The organism is Lysinibacillus sp. NPDC047702, from assembly GCF_050272555.1.
Lineage (GTDB): Bacteria > Bacillota > Bacilli > Bacillales_A > Planococcaceae > Lysinibacillus.
Genome location: NZ_JBNNMG010000052.1, coordinates 20899 through 37461 on the forward strand (window position 1 = coordinate 20899; position 16563 = coordinate 37461).

Here is a 16563-nt window from a genome sequence, read left to right on the forward strand (position 1 = left end):
ATATATTCTGATTATTACGACTGATTTATCGATTGTTGTGTGACTGTAAAAATTATTTACCAATTCATTATCATCTCCTACCAGGTTTCGTTGTTTTCTTGAAAGTTTGCTCCTTCTATCAAAGGAGAACCTCCCGCTACAGGTAGAGAAAAAAAAAGACATCATTGATAATTAATTTTGTTGATAATAATTATCAATTAAAATTCCTATTAAGCTATATGTCGGAAGAGGAAATAGACAGAGGAGTGATTTTACAGAAGGATAGATGCTCTTTATATCATATATAGTTTTCTAACTAAAAGGAGGAGTTACAATGGCGGCAACAGACAAAAAGGTGGAGCAGCAGATTGATCCACGACGCTGGTATGCGCTGGCGGTCATTCTACTTCCGATACTGCTAAATTCTTTGAATACCTATATGATTCAAGTCGCATTGCCATTAATACAAAGTAGTTTAAATGCCAGTTTTACAGATGCTCAACTGATTATGACCTGTTTTTCGCTCAGTTTAGCCATCACATTAGTTATAAGTGGAAAACTTGGTGACATTTATGGCAGGAAGCGGCTTCTGCTTATTGGGGTGAGCGGATTCACGCTCATGTCTATGTTGGGAGGTTTTACATCCAGTTCGACAATCCTAATTGTCATTCGGATTGTGCAAGGAATTTCAGCAGCATTAATACAACCCCAAGTACTTTCCATGATGCAGATAAATTTTCTATCGCGTGAAAAAGGTCTTGTCTTCAGTATTTACGGTGCCTTACTAGGGTTCGGATTTGCATTTGGGCTTACATTGGGAGGCATTTTGGTTAATTGGAATGTATTTTCCTTAGGATGGAGAACTGTATTTTTTTTCAATATTCCCTTTGGTATTCTTGTTTTGCTATGTTTACCTCTGCTCCAGGAATCGCATGGCAACCGCACACAGAGAATTGATTGGACTGGTACAGTCTTCCTTATTAGCGGATTGTTTCTGCTAGTTTATCCGTTATCAGAGGTACAGAAACAAGGGTGGTCAAATTGGATATGGGGATGTTTGATTTTATCGTTAGTGCTCCTGCTTGCATTTATTGTAGTGGAAATTCATAAGCAAAAACAAGACGATGAACCACTTGTCAACTTGAAGATTTTTAAACAACGTTTATTTGGAGTGGGATTGCTTTCAGTTTTTTTTATTTATCTTAGCATGTTCTCTCTCTTTTTCATCTTGACATATTATTTGCAGTTTGGCTTACATTTTGATGCCCAAGCGACCAGTTTTGTTTTTCTGCCTCTAGGTGTCGGGTTTTTCCTAACTTCTCTAATTTCATCTCGAGTGGTGGACAAATGGGGGATGCCTGTGTTGAAAATCGGTGCGTTAATTACAGCAAGTTGCTGTTTTTTACTTATTTTATTATTGCATATTGATGCTAGACATCTGTTGCATCTGCCATATATATTGACTCTGCTAGTGTATGGGCTAGGACTCGGACTAGTTACAACGCCACTTACTCAAGTTGTGTTAAGTACCATTCCAGCAGAGGAAGCAGGGACAGGTTCAGGCTTGTTTAATACAGTAATGTATTTGGCCAATTCATTAGGAGTAGCATTGAGTAGTATTGTATTCACTGTTGCATTAGGACATTCTTTGACAAATGCGACCATATCCAACTATATAAGCGCATTTTCCGCCTCGTTAATGCTCTGTGGAGGACTCTCTCTGTCTGCTTATGTTTGTCTTGTTTTCTTATCTTCATTCAGCAGAAGACTCCCACCCCTCTAGTGGTGAGATGAATGCGGCTTTGGTTCCTTTTCAGTGAGTGTCCAAATACCTACTGAATGAAGATAAGCCTCCGGCGGATGTCACGGATTTTCAAAGGAATGAATTGTGCGGACACAATTCAAAATCCGTACGCAATTACGCCAAGGCGAAATTGATTTAACCGACAAAACAAATAGAAATCAAATTGTATAAAATTAGGAGGAAGAATATATGTTTATAAAAAAATACGTCTCAACCTTTATGATTGTCATGCTTTTCTTGTTAATATTATCTGCTTGCTCGCAAAGGACAGTTGAACACAAAGAGCCAAGTCAAAGTATTACCGAAGCAACTCAAAGTAACTCGATTGGAAAAAGCCATTACCCGTTGACTTTAACGGTTTATGACGATGCAGGCAAGGAAGTACAACAAACGATTGAAAAAGAACCGAAACGCATTGTTGTCATCGGGCAAGGTTTTGCAGAGTGGATGCTTGCTTTTGGAGAAGAAAAACGTATCGTTGGGCTAGCTTATTTGGACAAATCCTTTTCAGAATATGAAGAACAAATTAAAACACTTCCTATTATTACGGATATGTGGCCTTCAAAAGAGGCTATTTTAGAGTTGCAACCAGATTTGATTATCTCGATGTCTTCTGCCTTCCAAAAAGAACGGATTGGTGATATTTCATTTTGGAATAAGAGAGGCATTCCAGTACTTGCTGGAATCAACTATACGACTGGTCGCACCATCGACAGCTTTTTTGAAGATATTACGAATCTAGGAAATGTACTGAATATCCAAGATAAGACGGGTGCTTTTATAGAGCAGCAAAAAGATCAAATCAAGGAAATTCAGGAAAAAGCAGTGCTTGCAAAGGACAAGCCTAAGGTTCTGTTGCTTGGAACTAGTGGAGAAACGACTTATTATTATGGTCCAACACTTTGTCTTATTGATGAAATGATTGAAGGTGCAGGGGGAGAGTATGTCCAAGTGTCTAAGGAAACATATGTAGAGATGTCTGAGGAATCGATTCTATCTATAAATCCCGATAAAATTATCATTACTGGATTCCAAAAATCGGATAGTGAAGCGTTGATTAATCAATATATGAACAATCCAAAGCTGAAAAATGCGACAGCAATTAAAAATGGAAATGTAAAGGTTGTCGAATATACGACTGCTGTTCGTGGAAGTCTTGGGCTTACAGATTTGTATAAGGATGTTGCCCAATATATTCATCCTGAACTGTTTAAAGGAGAATAGGTATGATAACCACACAAAGAAATATGAAAAGTTGGGTAGATAAACGATACCTGTCCTCAACAATTATAATTATACTACTCATTGTTCTTGGTATATCCGTCGTTGTTTCGGTTTCTATCGGACAAATATCCATTCCCTATGCTCAATCTTTTTGGATATTGGTGGAGCATATCACAGGATTACATACTAACCACGTCACCGAAGATGCAGATGGCATGTTTCTAGATGTGATATGGCAAATTCGCTTTCCCCGAGTGTTATTGGCGATAGTAACAGGCGCAGGTTTAGCGCTATGTGGAACTATCATGCAGGCGTCTGTTCAAAATCCATTGGCTGACCCCTTTATACTTGGAATATCTTCTGGAGCTTCATTGGGTGCAACGTTCTCCATTATGCTTGGGTTTGGCGTAGGGGGTATCTTAGGAGAGCTTAGCGTTGCCACATGGGCATTTATCGGAGCCTTATGCGCAGCTGTTCTTGTTTTGGGTTTGGCTAGCATCGGTGGTAAAACATCCTCAGTGAAACTAATTTTAGCTGGAACTGTCATTAATGCGTTATGTAGTGCATTTTCAAACTTTATTATTTATTTTGCTAAAAACGCAGAGGGCATTCGCTCCATTTCTTTCTGGACAATGGGGAGCTTGGCATCTGCAGAATGGGGAACGCTCCCATTTGTAACAGTAGTGGTTCTTGCGGCCGGGTTATTTTTTCTGTTCCAATTTCGAGTTCTTAATACTATGTTGATGGGGGAGGAGACAGCGGTTACGTTAGGAATTAATCTAAATTATTATAGACGATTGTATATGATAATCTCATCGATTGTCACTGGCATTCTTGTCTCAACTTGTGGAATTATCGGGTTTGTAGGGCTTATTGTTCCTCATATAGTGCGTAGTGTTGTCGGGTCCAATCATAAGCGACTTGTTCCAGTTGCTCTTTTGTTTGGTTCCGTATTCATGATATGGGCGGATGTATTTGCACGTACAATTATTCTTAATGGAGAATTGCCACTTGGAATTGTCACGTCTCTTTTGGGTGCACCAGTCTTTATGTACATGTTAATTAAAAAAAGTTATGGATTCGGGGGAAACTAAATTGAATCTATCAGCAGAACATATATCAGTAACACTATCGGGTGTAGATATTGTAAAAGATATCAGTCTTCATGTGGAGAATGGACAATTTGTTGGACTTATTGGGCCAAACGGATGTGGAAAATCAACGTTATTGAAAAGTATTTATAAAGTTATTAAACCACAAAAGGGTCTTGTGCTTCTAGGTCAAAAAGATGTTCTAAACTCATCCACTCGTATGATTTCAAAGGAGATGGGGGTGGTTGGTCAATTTAATGAACTAAGTTTTGATTTTACCGTTCATGAGATGGTGATGATGGGGCGAACGCCACATAAACATCTGATGGAATCCGATAACAGGAAGGATTATGAGATTGTCGCGGATGCGTTGAAAAAAGTTAACTTGTCTGAGTATGCGGACAGAAGCTATTTGACATTATCGGGTGGGGAAAAACAACGTGTGGTACTTGCAAGAGCGATAGCACAGCAGCCTCAATTATTAATTCTTGATGAGCCAACAAATCATCTAGATATTAAATATCAACTTCAGATTTTAAAGGTTGTCAAATCGCTAAACATAGGTGTTCTTGCGGCTTTGCATGATCTTACTATGGCTGCCACGTATTGTGATATTCTTTATGTAATTAAACAAGGTCAAATTATGGCATCAGGAAAGCCTGAGGCAATATTGACCAAGGAGCTTATTGAACAGGTCTATGAAATAAATTGTGAGGTTTACTCAAATCCAATTACGGGGGATATGGCAATTACTTATATACCATAAAGTATAAAAAAGTGTTCCTTGCATTTGATAATCTACACAGTATAAAACATTGGCTTGACATGTAATTGTCAAGCCGTTTTACCGTTCATTTTTTGGTGTGAAGCGGTTTTTTAGCTTGTTATCCTCTACATCCAATTGACTAATCTGTTTAATAAGATCACTTGGATTACAACCATAATGCTTGCGAAAAGCAGTTGTGAAATTGCTGGCATTGCTATAGCCAACAGACGCTGCGGCTTCGCCTACATTTAAACGCTCTACTTCTAAGTACCAAAGTGCTTTCTCCATTCTTTTTTGCCGCACAAGCTCAAAGATCGTCATGCCAAACAATTCACGAAATCCCTTTTTTAGCTTAAATTCATTCATTTCAATACGCTTGGATAATGCACGAATAGATAGCGGTTGTTCAAAATGCTCCTGCACTAATTCATGGGCAAGTTCTAGTTTGAAAATATCACTGCGACGAAGCATCATATTTCCTCCAACATGACCATATCCATCTGACTCTCCGAATAGTGCTAAAAATTCTAGAGCCTTACTTTCTAAATACAAGCGTTTCATGGTTCCAAAATGTTTACAATGAATCATTTCAGATACACATCTTTGGATGGCAGGAGTATTCGGATATTGATCAATGTTTCCACGATGATGATTCAGCCATTTTTCCATTTTGCGTTTCTCCGTCACATCCTCGGCGTAGCGTAGCAGTTCAGCAGGAGTAAACCTAATTTCAAGGAGCTGATTTCGAATGCCTGCTTTTTTTTCCTCATAGACTCGAACGTCTTCCAAAAAAAGAACATTCCCTGTTTGGGCAATTGTTAGGCTGTTTTTTCCACTCCAATCACAATGAATTTCTCCGTTAACACAGTAACTCAATTCAAATAATTGGCATGATTCCTGAATGTGAAGTTTCATATCCTGCTTGAATGTGACATCTGTCAACATAATCTCCATACCGGGGCGAATCTTAGTTCTAATCAGATTTCCCCTGCCTATATGAGAAGGAATGGTGAGTTGCTGTTCCCAGTTTCTTTGCTGAACGTGTCCTTCGACCATTTCCGTAAATTGATCAAATAAATCATGAATCTGAGAAACGTTTAAAGTCACTTTATCTATCAACTCCTTTTTCTATATTTTTATATTTATTCTTGATAGTAACTAGCAAAAGAAATCTAGGATTACCACAAATGATAATTGTCAAATACACTATCTAGTCAGAGAAGAGGGAGATTTAACAGAAGTGTTGGAATCATGCTGCCGGCTTATCAGTATATTTTCTTCCCTCAGTTTATAAGCAGTACAATTTAGATGAATATGATTATTATTATCATTTAAAAGTATACTTGAAACTTCATTCTAGTTCAATATGGTGAAAGTTAACTTCAGACAATTGATTGAGGTTAAAAAGTTAATTTATAAATATAATAACAATTGAGAGAGTAACTGGTATCAGATATTTTCTGTATAAGTGAATTTTTATTTATCTAATTTATAATCACAGTTATTTAGAAAGGTTGATAGCATGAGTAAGAACTTTATTATTTTTGGAGCAAGTCAAGGACTAGGTGATGCATTTGTAAAGGGTTTACCTATAGAGGGTGATACGGTATGGATGGTGTCACGTACCCGACCAAATAGTTTAGATTTAAAGGATGGTGTAAATCGTAAGTGGCTTTCCATTGATTTAGCCAGTCAACAACAAATTCCCACTTTAAAAGAAACGTTACAGGATATTACAATCGATGTACTAATTTATAATGTTGGGGTGTGGGAAAAGCGTGGTTTCGAGGATGACTATACATTTGATCAGGATGAAATAGCCGATATTTCAAACCTAATCAATATTAATCTAACTTCCACTATTACCTATATTCAGGCACTTTTGCCTAACTTAAGACAGGCGAAAAATGGGAAAATAATTTTAATTGGTTCAACGGCAGGTTTAGATCATACGAATAATGCACAAGTTTCGTTTGTCACATCTAAATTTGGCTTACGAGGAATAACAAATGCGTTACGCGAACATGTGAGAAAAGATAAAATCTCCGTAACATGCATTAATCCTGGAGAACTTGCTGCGGAAATACCATATGAGGAAGGGGCAGAAAAGGCCATTCTTTTATATGAAGGTACTCGTATTCCTGTCCAGGATATTATATCCATTGTCCAATGTGTGATAAGTTTATCACCTGTTTCATGTGTAAAGGAAATTAATATCCCTGCTATAACAGATTTAAATGCTTGATTGTTTTATTTGGGTCAGGAAGTGGTGATTGGGTTCTCTTTCCGTCTGCTATAATATGAACCAGTTAGGAAATCATTTGGTTCTTGTTAAGAATATAGTCTGATAGTTTAAATACAATACATAATTCCTCAAGTGAACCGATGTGATTTTTTTAATATAAACAAAGGGGATAAATTGATATGTTGACATACGAGCTATTGGATACAAGATTACTAGCAGACGAAGGAACAATTAGCCCTGTCACGCTGACTGGCCCATTTCCTGCAATCATAGTTCCTACGCAACCAATAACTATTCAAACTACCAATCGCACCTGGCTAATAGAGAAAGGGCAATTTATAGTCCTTCTTTACCCAGAGCAGAATTTTACTATGCTACCGAGCGACAATGAAGTATTTGCCTTAGTAAACAGTATTTCATTCAATAGCTATCGGTTGGCTAAACGGGAAAAAGATACTCTACTCTATGTGGCTGAGACGGCACATCTTCCAGAGCATGGGCAGATAATGGAATTTCCTCACTATGCAGAAGGCTTGCTATATAATTTGGTAGAGCAGTTTCGTCAGACTCAGAAAATGGAGGTTGGACACAAGCTTCACTTGCTCCTGCATGAGTTGATCGATATCATTTTTGAAAGAAAGCAAGTAGATAACTGCTTTCTAACGAACGATAAAGCTATACAACAGGCAGTTACATATATCCAACAACATTTTGAAGCACCGTTAACACGTTCTTTTATGGCTCAAATGACGGGTTTTAACGAAAGCTATTTTTCCTCGTTGTTTAAGAAGGAAACAGGTTGGAGCTTTGCTGAATATGTGAATCAAATCCGAATTGATCAAGCGAAGCTCATGCTCCTCGGGACGAACGACAAATTGCAGGACATTGCGTATCGAACAGGCTTTGCGGACGGCTCGTATTTGGGAAAGACTTTTAGCAAGTACGTTCATCTTTCGCCTAGCAGCTTTCGTGGCAGAAAGCATACAAACCGTATAGTCGGAGTACAATTTGTTGGTGCATTACTGGCATTAGGCATTCAACCACTTGCCACTACGCGTGAGCTGCTTCAATCATCCCAGTTATTACGCAAACGATTACCTAATATTGTAGAAGTTGAGTCAGCTAACCAAGTAGAAGTGTTTCGACAGCTAGCACCAGATTTAATTGTTGCTCCTACTTATTTGTACAACTATCCAGACGAGCTTAAAGAGCTAGAGCGAATTGCACCAGTTCTGACCATTCCGTGGGGAAAGATGGATAAGCTAGAGGAGGTACGGTTGCTTGGAAAACTACTTGGACGAACACAAGAAGCTGAGAGTTGGATTGCCAACTTGCAGCAGTCAGCCCTAAAAGCAAGACAAGTCATTACACCATTTCTAGCACCGGGAACTACAGCAGGCATATTTGAATTAAGCTATGATAATTTATGGCTGATTCCTTATCTTTCGGTACGCTCTGTTTATACCTTGTATCAGCTACTAGGTTTGAGTGCACCTGAGGGAATTCAACAGGAGGTGCTCCAAACGGGTCTCCATCGTAAGGTGAAAGAGCAGGAATTGCCTCTCTATGCGGCAACTCACATGTTCCTGATTGTTCCAAGCGACGATACCGAGGCTTTCAGGACCAAGCTGATGGAGCGCTCTGTTTGGCAGCGCCTTGTGTATGAACAAGGTTGCCAACTGCATTTACTTAAGCTGAATGAATTTTGGTTTGATGATGGGCTGTCATTAGAGCTTCAGCTTGCTTTAATGGTAAAATTGTTAACTACTCAAAACTAAATCCAACAATTTTCCCTGTGGAATATCCAATTTATATACGTTGTCCTTGTACAAGACTGTCCTTATAATGTAATTATCATCGCGAATGATAATCATTATCAAAATAGGAGGTTCTATCTTGTACTTACATAAGATTATAAAAACCGTATTATTTCTTACCCTGATAATCATGCTAACAGCTTGCGGTAATTCCAATGATACTACTAAGTCATCCGTTGAGCCGGAAGCAACGACCAAAATAATCAAAACAAAACGTGGGGATGTTGAAATTCCAATCAAGCCTGAACGAATTGTAACAGATGGATATTTACCTGAGCTGCTTGTGCTTGGTGTGAAGCCGATTGGTTCTACACAATGGGATTTGGAGAACAAAGTCATTAAAAATCAGATTGACGGAATTGCCACGACGGGAGAGAGGTCGCTTGAGACAATAGTGGAGTTGAAACCAGATTTAATCGTAACTTGGGTGAACGATGAAACTATTATTCAGCAGTACGAGAAGATAGCACCAACCCTCTCTATCCCTTACGGCTCCACAAGTGATATTTATGAAACGATGCGTTACTTAGGCGAGGTTCTGGACAAGGAAGCTGAAGCTGAGCAATGGATTGATAAGTTAGATAAGACGTCTGAGACAGCGAGAAAAGAGCTTGCGAATATTATTAAACCAGAAGATACCTTTGCACTTATGGGCGTATTTGTAGTTGATAAAGGTTTCTATATTTATGGTGACGGGGGCTACAGGGGTGGAGAAGCGATTTATAAACATCTTCAATTGAAGGCACCAGCGAAACAGGAGCAAGAAATGATCGGGAAAGAAGCGTATAGACAAATTTCGTATGAGGTCATTCCTGAATATGCTGGCGACTATATTTTTATCGATCAGGGCGATTTGATATCTGAAGTATGGGGAGAGAAAGAAAGGCTTTGGAACTCTCTTGAGGCTGTGAAAAATAATCGTGTATATAAACTTGACCCTGATTTATTCTGGGGCAATGATCCAATATCATTAGAGCTTCAAATCAAGGAAGTTGTAAAAATGCTGAGTGATAAACAGTAAATCATGAGTTCTTTTTATAAAACAGAGTAGTTGGGTGAATTTTTAGGGCTCTTCACCGTAACATATTTTACTATAGAAGAAAAACGAAAACTCCGTATCGTAATTATTGTCCAGACAAACCACGAGAGGAGTTTTCGCTTTGTACATTAAGTTTATCAAATGCCATAACAATTACCATCTTTTTTCGAAGTTTCTTCCCCATGATGAAGAACTAAATGCCTCTATAAACATGAAGTTTTCATTATTATCATCACCCAAAGAAAACTGTCTTACGTTTATTTTTTTATTTCGAAAACCTATTTTTATATCTTTTTCAACTCTAAATGAGCAAAAATAATTACTTATATTTCCACTATGCTAGAAGGAGCTTGTAGCGGCGGCGCGAGACTCCAGCAGGAACAGCACAAGACGTAAGACGCAACAAACCGCGCGGAGCGAGGGTTGCGGCTTACGCTGTGCCTGCGGAAAGCGAGTGCCAGAGCGGAAAGCTCCTATCACTTTAATAGAATGGAAGAAATTGTTTTGAAATTTGCTCATTGTAAGTTTTTCAATATGTATATTATTGGGAATGGTTATAAAGTTTTATCGAAAATAATGTTATGATATATTCACTGTGGGGGATTTTAGGTAAAAGGAGAGTGATCAAGTGAATAAAATAGTTTTACCAATACTAATAGTTATTATTTTGACCGGATGCAATGTATTCCCTACTGGTATTCATAAACAACCAGAAGGCCAAGCCATTTTTGATGGGGAGCATTATAATATGTTACCAAGTAAATATGAATGGAAAGAGGACGATGTTGAAGTAAAACTAAAAGGTTCTCCTGATATTAGCGAAATAGCAGATAACTTTGAAACATTAGAAGTCGAAAAAGGAGATATAATAAAATTTAAAATTGATAAGAATCCAATCTCCATTACGGCAACTAAAATGTATGAAGATGGCACAATTGAAAATGTTGAGATTAAAGGTGAAAAAATAACCATGCCATCTAAAGAGGGGTATTATATTTATGAGCTTAATGCTATATGGAATAAAGGAAAAGAATCTTTTGTTTTTGATGTTAATGTAAAATAATCAAGGAGCCTTCAAATTCTCAGTTAAACGAGCGTAAGAAAAATAGAACTGTGTAAACTAAACTGTACACTAAGATACATTTGCGCCTCGATATGCGTCACGATGCCATTCGTGCGTTTGCTTTTGTTGTTTCACCTTAAGGAGGGCATTTTTTCTGCTGTCATTAATTTTTCTATTAGAGAATCTATAGCGACCCCGAAAGCCAGACCTTCCACACGGTTTACCTAATTTAATTAACCTTTCGTCATTTGCTCTTTTTAACGGAAGGTGGTGTGAGAGGTCGACTAGTCAATTAATGGCTAGTCTCCTACTCGGTTTGAGCTTTTAAAAACAAGAGACAATTCTGTTCATTTTGCCCGAATTCAAAGCCTGCCCCCACTTAAATTTTACTACTCATTCATTTCTAGTTTTACTTTCTTGGTTCACTAGCTTAGGAAACTGATAATCCGTTCATAAAACAATAAATAATTTCTTCCTCTAACTGACTTATTTTACGATTAAGTTGAATTGATAGCTCATTAACCAAATTCAAGTGGTTACTTTGATGCTTTTCTGTTAAATCACACATTAGCTTTAATATATTTATATAACCCATAAAATGCTCTTTTGTTAATGGAGTTTCATGCGAAAGCACATAGATATCGGCGTCAAACTTTTCAATATTTTCTATGAGATGTCTAACATGATTAATCTTATATAGTGGTTGTTGTGTGTAAATACTTGGATACAAACAGTCACCTAAGAAAAGTACTTTTTCCTCCTCTACAAAAATAATTGAGGAATCATCTGAATGATCTCCACCTACATGTTTGACTACACATCGAATTCCACCTAAATCAATTTCCATTTTTTCTTTAAAAGTAATATTAGGTAAAGTGATGGTAATATTTCTATCTACTCCAAATTCTTTTTTTATCATTTCTGAGCAAAATTGAGTCTCTAAGCCTTTTTCTACACGATTATCTAAAGCTTCGTCAGACCAATCATATTCCATTATTTTTTCAAGATACTTTTTTGTCTTTTCATGTGCTATTGTTAATAAATTCATTTTATTTGTTCCAAAGCTATGATCCCAATGCCAATGTGTTAATACGACAGAATGGTAATTAGTTGTTTGATATTGATCTAATTCATTAAGAAATAACTTAGCATGTTTGTCAGAATTTCCTGCATCTATTATTAAAGTTTGGTGTATCCCACATATGGCAGACAATATTGGTCGATCTGTTTCAGGATCATGTGGTAAATAGTGTATGCGATTAGTGAGTTGCTTTAAATTTTTCTCCATGAGCTTAACTCCCTTTGTTATTTGTTCCGACAATTTTTTCTAATGTATCAAGAACATTTTTTAACTCTGTTAAACTTACTTTCGAATAATATTTTTCTACAAGTATATCGTCAATTTTTTTTAAAAGCTGTTGAAACTCTTGACCTCGATTTCCAAGTGAGATTAAAGTCTCTCTACGGTTTATTGAATTCTCCTGACGAACTATCATTTTCATTTCTTCCAGCTTTGAAATAACTTGGCTAACCGCACTCTTAGAAATATCAAAATGATTGGCAATATCATTCGCAATTACCGGCTCATTACGAATGATAAAAAACATGATAATTTCTTGTTGTGGAGTTAAGTGAAAGTTCTCTAATTCCTCAACCTCCTTGGTTTCTTTTAAAACTAACAATTTAAACTGCTCAAATTTTTGATTGATTTTGTCTATAAGTATTAAATAATCATGCATAGTTGGATCATCCTTATCTTTTTGTTAAGTTAAGTTTACTTAACTATTTAGTGATTGTCAATCATTTGGGTATTTGAGAAATACATTTTTTATTCCTTCAATATAGTCATGTAATAAACGATCCACCTTTTGAACAAGTTCTTCGGTAAAATCAAGTTCGCCTGGGGGTCAACTAAATGCCATAGTAGTAATGCACACTGTGAAAAAGGTGACAAAACTCATAATCATCAAGTAATTTCAATTGCTTCTCATTCTAATGTCCATTTCAGTAATTCATAAATATTCTCATATAAAATGTCGTTAATTTAATTGCGCTGACTTCCTGTATGGATATATTTTCCGAATTATTACTTTGACTTAGAACCATAAAAAATAGTAGCACAAACGATGACCTTGGTTTGTACTACTAATGTCAGTATGTTTTAGTTGCTCGTTTTAATGGTATGGTTACAATAATTACATTCGTGCCAGTTACTATTTTGAGATATTTTCTCGAGTTTTTCTTGTTTTCCACATGCTGGACACATATCGCCTGGTTGATAGTCTGGGCGTGCCTCTGCTCCTCCACAATGAATACAGACGTAATATATTCCGTTTGGCTGTACTTTGAAACGACTTTCCCGGCTATCAATTGTTAGGCCACAGCAACGGCAATGATTAATATAAATACCGAAATCATGCCCATTCTTACCATTTGCATGAAGACAATTATAGACGGTCACATTGTAGCTTGCTGTTAAGCGTGAATAGCTCCAATTTACTTTAAATGCTTCCTTACAATAACTGCATTTTAAACGTTCAAGAATTTCTTCAATTCTGTTGATCCAGCCAGCAAGCTTATTAACGTACGTATCACCTTGATTTAACTCAGGCATATTAGAAGAAATATTGGCTGCTAATAATAACTCATGCAGTGTCCAGTTGTCATAGTTTCTATCAATATTCCCAAACAGATGAGCACCGTGGTGTCTATTGTTTGATTTTTTTTGGAAATAGCAGGCTCTACGTATACGGGGACAATAAGCCCCGTTTTCAATTGGAGAATAGAAACGACCTTCACAGTAATGTACAGCGCTAGCCCTAGTTATTTGTAGATTACATTTTGGTAAGATAGGAATGATTTGAATGGTATTATGAGTGTTTAACTGGTGAATAATATCCTCTTCAATATATTTGCGCATTCGTTTGAAATACATGTTTTTCTTCTGTTCATGGTGCACATCACTTAATAATGCGTGAAGAATAAGTAGAATTCCTTTTAGCTGTTGATTCGATTCGTTTTTCCCAATGACTTCGAAACTTTCCTTAAAGTAAGCCTTTGTTGTTGGATTTTCTATGATGCTTTGAGTGATACGAAAGACGATTAGTGTTTTGGCATCGTTATTGAATAAATCCCAAGTTATAATAGGGCTTACCATAAACTGATTAAACAGTAGTTGCACTTGTTTCTCTCCTGTTAAATAAGGAAAAAACGTATCTATTTTATAATAATCTTCTGAGATGTGGTGAATAAACCTCTTTTTATCCTTTTCAGACAAATCGTTAAACACTTTTTGATAAAGTGATAATTTATTGTCGCTGCATTGTATTTTTTCAATTCTCTGAAGCAATATAGGTTTTGAAATGTAAGAATAAATCTCATCGTTTATTAATATTTGTTCATCCAATTCTCTAGTTAAATGCTCCAGTGCCTTTTCCTCTAATATTTCGCTGAGGGAGATTGAAAAAAACTCCGGTGCAAACTTATCCGTTTCACTATTAATCGTTGAAAAGCATTCGATGAGCTGTTCAATATGCGTGTTTGTTAAGCCGTGTTTTTTCGACTCCTCATTTATTTTTAATATGGTCATTCGCTTAAATTGATATGGGTTTTGCTTTAGCAGCTCTTTCGTTTGTTCGTTTGACATCCATTGTGTAGGTGTTAAGTCATTCCAATTGCCACAATACAGATTGTGCCTTTGAATAGTTTTGATTACTTTGGTAATGATGTGCTGCTGCCATTGTTCGTATTCAAAAAGCTCCTTCCAATCGGATGGTCCGATGCTTACAATCTTTTGTAATACGGGGTAATGCTGTAGTGATTGTATGGAATAATCGTCAATCATTCCTTCATTGATGAGGCTTAAAGAATAGATTAATTTTTCATTCAGCTCTTGAGAAATGATATCGAAATCTGATGCGATATACTCGATATCTCTAATTGATAATCGCTCTGTTTGCAGAAAATAAGCAAGTATTTCTTCACTTGTGAAACTAGTTAATGGGAAAGCTAAAGCCTCCACTCCATGTTCTAGCATATATGCTGTAACTAATTTGACAACTTCTGCTCGCATCTCAAATGTTATAAGTCGTGCTGCAATATGTTTGGCAGGTAGAAAAGAAAGAGCCTTACTGAATGCTTCCAATAATTGTTCTTTCGAGGCTTCATCTAAATGAATCACTTTGTGCACTTTGCTGTCATCTTTAGGGTTTTTACTGAATAATACCAATAAACCTTTACTTAATTCAGGCTGCTTTAAAGAGCTTTGTAATGATTTTTCGCTTATATAATATTCTTTACCAGACAAATCCGATAAAAAGCCGAATTTATTGATGCGACCTTCTCGCGTTTTGCCACCATACCAATTAATGTTACCAATTTCCAAGGGAATTCCTCCAAATAGTCCTATCATTTCTAATATATTTCTTTTCAAGTATATAGCATAATTACCATAGTTCAATATATCAAGCGAGTGAAAATGGGTTATAGTCTATTCCAAATAAACATAAATTGCGCTGCATCGGATTCAAGGGCGATTCGATGATATTCTGTCGATTCATCCTCTGTAATTAAGCGGCCTTTTTGAACATTTAAGATAGCATGTTTAACAGATTCAGGATGTTCAATCGAATAGTGAGAATCTTTTAGCAGGGTTAGGGCAGAACGACATTTATGTTTATCGATGCGGTCATTTTTTCCTTTGAAATACAACTTAATAAGGTATGGGATATCATCGATGATTAACCCGAGCTCTGGAGTTGAACGTACGGTTAATTCATCACAATACCAATTGGACTTACCAGGTTCAAACCACTGCACATTTTTATTTTTTAAGAATTTTAAATAGGCTTTTACAGCTTCCTGGTAATTCTTCTGACGTGCAGCAATGGCATTGTCTACGATGGCAAGTAAATAGTCATCATTAAAACAATTTTCATGGTATTTTTTTAAGCCTTCGCGTAATGCTTTCCAATAATCTTTAATCGGATGATAGTCTCCCTGATACTTAATGTCTTTCACAAACTTCGTCTTAGCAGCACTTCCCTTCATCGTGAAATCGGTAAATTGTGTTAAACCGATGGATGGCTTTGTGATAATCGTCACTTTATATCACCCTTCTTTTATAAAAAATCATTTGTTATAGATTAGTATTATATTGGAAAGGGGAAATTTATATGATTTTAGGGAAGGCATATTGTGCAAGTGGGATAGTGGTAAAAACTACTTAAATTGGTACTTTGACCTTTTAACACAGAAGAAATTATCAGGATTAGAAATCCAAAGGAATAGCGATTATAGAGTATATAGTTATTCAATCAACCAGTTGTCGATTTTGTAGCAGCAACTGGTTGTTTTATTTTTCTTGCATTTGGATGTGGATACGATATTTGGATATCTTTTATCGTTGCAGTTAATTTTCTATTAAAAAAATTATAAAAATAGGGCTCAACACCAAAATCTGTTCTTGCTAAAAAAGAATACAAAAAAACATCTGTATCCGCTAGAGTTGAGAGTACGACCAAACAACACAGCGAG

The 16563-nt window shown here is 36.6% G+C and carries 14 protein-coding genes; 8 read left to right on the top strand and 6 right to left on the bottom strand.

Going from position 1 to position 16563, the window contains the following annotated elements; genetic code table 11:
• Window positions 1-313 precede the first annotated feature (313 nt).
• From ACQKIM_RS20375 to ACQKIM_RS20390, 4 genes are all read left to right on the top strand, one after another.
• Window positions 314-1762 carry an MFS transporter gene (locus tag ACQKIM_RS20375; protein WP_427547545.1) on the top strand — a complete coding sequence of 483 codons (1449 nt, stop codon included), beginning with the start codon at window positions 314-316 and terminating at the stop codon, window positions 1760-1762.
• 210 nt (window positions 1763-1972) lie between these two features.
• Complete coding sequence (locus ACQKIM_RS20380; RefSeq protein ID WP_427547547.1) at window positions 1973-3007, top strand: ABC transporter substrate-binding protein; 1035 nt, start codon at window positions 1973-1975, stop codon at window positions 3005-3007.
• A gap of 2 nt (window positions 3008-3009) precedes the next feature.
• Window positions 3010-4101, top strand: a complete 1092-nt coding sequence (locus ACQKIM_RS20385; protein ID WP_427547549.1) for a FecCD family ABC transporter permease — start codon at window positions 3010-3012, stop codon at window positions 4099-4101.
• A 1-nt stretch (window position 4102) separates the two neighbouring features.
• Window positions 4103-4864 carry an ABC transporter ATP-binding protein gene (locus ACQKIM_RS20390; RefSeq protein ID WP_427547551.1) on the top strand — a complete coding sequence of 254 codons (762 nt, stop codon included), beginning with the start codon at window positions 4103-4105 and terminating at the stop codon, window positions 4862-4864.
• Window positions 4865-4942: 78 nt separating this feature from the next.
• Here the strand turns inward: ACQKIM_RS20390 and ACQKIM_RS20395 are convergent, their stop codons facing one another.
• A complete protein-coding gene (locus tag ACQKIM_RS20395; RefSeq protein ID WP_427547553.1) occupies window positions 4943-5971 on the bottom strand; it encodes a helix-turn-helix transcriptional regulator in 1029 nt (342 codons plus the stop codon).
• 415 nt (window positions 5972-6386) lie between these two features.
• On the opposite strand from ACQKIM_RS20395, the gene ACQKIM_RS20400 reads away from it, so the two are divergent.
• From ACQKIM_RS20400 to ACQKIM_RS20415, 4 genes are all read left to right on the top strand, one after another.
• Window positions 6387-7109: an SDR family NAD(P)-dependent oxidoreductase gene (locus ACQKIM_RS20400; protein ID WP_427547555.1), complete on the top strand. Its 723-nt coding sequence runs from the start codon at window positions 6387-6389 to the stop codon at window positions 7107-7109.
• A gap of 179 nt (window positions 7110-7288) precedes the next feature.
• Window positions 7289-8887 carry a helix-turn-helix domain-containing protein gene (locus tag ACQKIM_RS20405; protein ID WP_427547557.1) on the top strand — a complete coding sequence of 533 codons (1599 nt, stop codon included), beginning with the start codon at window positions 7289-7291 and terminating at the stop codon, window positions 8885-8887.
• 118 nt (window positions 8888-9005) lie between these two features.
• Complete coding sequence (locus ACQKIM_RS20410) at window positions 9006-9947, top strand: ABC transporter substrate-binding protein (protein ID WP_427547559.1); 942 nt, start codon at window positions 9006-9008, stop codon at window positions 9945-9947.
• A gap of 646 nt (window positions 9948-10593) precedes the next feature.
• The gene (locus ACQKIM_RS20415; protein ID WP_427547561.1) at window positions 10594-11028 is read left to right on the top strand and encodes a hypothetical protein; all 435 of its coding nucleotides are present in this window, start codon (window positions 10594-10596) and stop codon (window positions 11026-11028) included.
• 430 nt (window positions 11029-11458) lie between these two features.
• On the opposite strand, the gene ACQKIM_RS20420 is transcribed toward ACQKIM_RS20415, so the two are convergent.
• The 5 genes from ACQKIM_RS20420 to ACQKIM_RS20440 form a co-directional block, all read right to left on the bottom strand.
• Window positions 11459-12316 carry an MBL fold metallo-hydrolase gene (locus ACQKIM_RS20420; RefSeq protein ID WP_427547562.1) on the bottom strand — a complete coding sequence of 286 codons (858 nt, stop codon included), beginning with the start codon at window positions 12314-12316 and terminating at the stop codon, window positions 11459-11461.
• Between the two features lie 4 nt (window positions 12317-12320).
• On the bottom strand, window positions 12321-12767 hold the full coding sequence (locus tag ACQKIM_RS20425; RefSeq protein ID WP_427547564.1) for a MarR family winged helix-turn-helix transcriptional regulator: 447 nt from the start codon (window positions 12765-12767) through the stop codon (window positions 12321-12323).
• Between the two features lie 422 nt (window positions 12768-13189).
• Window positions 13190-15412: a hypothetical protein gene (locus ACQKIM_RS20430; RefSeq protein WP_427547566.1), complete on the bottom strand. Its 2223-nt coding sequence runs from the start codon at window positions 15410-15412 to the stop codon at window positions 13190-13192.
• Window positions 15413-15510: 98 nt separating this feature from the next.
• Complete coding sequence (locus tag ACQKIM_RS20435; protein ID WP_427547572.1) at window positions 15511-16122, bottom strand: hypothetical protein; 612 nt, start codon at window positions 16120-16122, stop codon at window positions 15511-15513.
• 221 nt (window positions 16123-16343) lie between these two features.
• A partial coding sequence (locus tag ACQKIM_RS20440) for a hypothetical protein (protein WP_427547568.1) occupies window positions 16344-16563 on the bottom strand: 220 nt, incomplete at its 5' end.

Bases quoted from the DNA above. Each gene is read 5' to 3' on its own strand.
- ACQKIM_RS20405 (WP_427547557.1), top strand. From the start codon at position 7,289: ATGTTGACATACGAGCTATTGGATACAAGATTACTAGCAGACGAAGGA.
- ACQKIM_RS20425 (WP_427547564.1), bottom strand. From the start codon at position 12,767: ATGCATGATTATTTAATACTTATAGACAAAATCAATCAAAAATTTGAG.
- ACQKIM_RS20420 (WP_427547562.1), bottom strand. From the start codon at position 12,316: ATGGAGAAAAATTTAAAGCAACTCACTAATCGCATACACTATTTACCA.
- ACQKIM_RS20385 (WP_427547549.1), top strand. From the start codon at position 3,010: ATGATAACCACACAAAGAAATATGAAAAGTTGGGTAGATAAACGATAC.
- ACQKIM_RS20400 (WP_427547555.1), top strand. From the start codon at position 6,387: ATGAGTAAGAACTTTATTATTTTTGGAGCAAGTCAAGGACTAGGTGAT.
- ACQKIM_RS20375 (WP_427547545.1), top strand. From the start codon at position 314: ATGGCGGCAACAGACAAAAAGGTGGAGCAGCAGATTGATCCACGACGC.
- ACQKIM_RS20380 (WP_427547547.1), top strand. From the start codon at position 1,973: ATGTTTATAAAAAAATACGTCTCAACCTTTATGATTGTCATGCTTTTC.